We start from the raw sequence: 759 nt of genomic DNA, 5'->3' as shown, positions 1-759 counted from the left end.
GTGGACGTACTGGCAAGGTTGCATGGCAAGAACGAGGAGGCCAAGCAGAAGGCCACCAACGTCACGATTAACCAGCAGAACATCACCAATAACAACGGCGACCTGAAAGCGGTCAAGAAAAAGATGCAGTCGATGAGTGACGAAGAACTTTTGTCGTTTGTCGGGCAGAACACATCGCTTGATCCACAACCTCTGACCATTGAGGGTGAGGTCGTGCAAGACGACGTACAAGGAGAAGACGTTTGACCGTTTACAACGTAGTGTCTGGTGTTTCCCCCAAGTCGAAAGGCGCTTTCATGCGCCGTGTGGGTAGTGTCGCGCCAAGCGAAGGCGGGGGTCCTGCACCCGCGCAAATGGTGGCGGTTAATACCTACCCGCAGGGGTCGGGCGATCAGGTAGTGCATTATTATTTCGAGCCTAATCTGGGCGCAGCTTATGGACTCCCTGAAGAACAATGGGGTTCATCGCAGAACAACAAGGTGTTTTTTGCTGATAAGGACTATCGCTGCACACTGTCAGCAATCGGTCTGGGGCAGGCTGGTCTGGCGATGGCTTACCTGATGTTTGATTCTGAGGACACATTCTTTAATGTGCTGGGGTGGAAACAATACGAAGCCATCCCCGGTATGTTCCTCATCATCAAGGGGAAGAATGGTGCGACCATGGAATTCCCGGTAACGGCGTCCAGTGTCGGTAGCGGCGGAACACCACCCGCTGTTGATGCGAACCTTACATGCCTCGTGCAACTGGGTCTAAGTA

The 759-nt window shown here is 53.1% G+C and carries 2 protein-coding genes; both read left to right on the top strand.

The annotated features are described in order from the left end of the window. Positions 1 to 246, top strand: a 246-nt coding sequence (locus ABD892_RS10350) for a hypothetical protein (RefSeq protein ID WP_345195546.1), incomplete at its 5' end; no start/stop codon positions are given. Then, positions 243 to 759 (top strand): hypothetical protein (locus ABD892_RS10345; protein WP_345195545.1); only part of this gene is annotated, 517 nt, incomplete at its 3' end. The genes ABD892_RS10350 and ABD892_RS10345, both read left to right, overlap by 4 nt.

This window comes from Kistimonas scapharcae, from assembly GCF_039540975.1.
GTDB lineage: Bacteria > Pseudomonadota > Gammaproteobacteria > Pseudomonadales > Endozoicomonadaceae > Kistimonas > Kistimonas scapharcae.
This window is presented reverse-complemented; position numbering and strand designations above follow the sequence as displayed.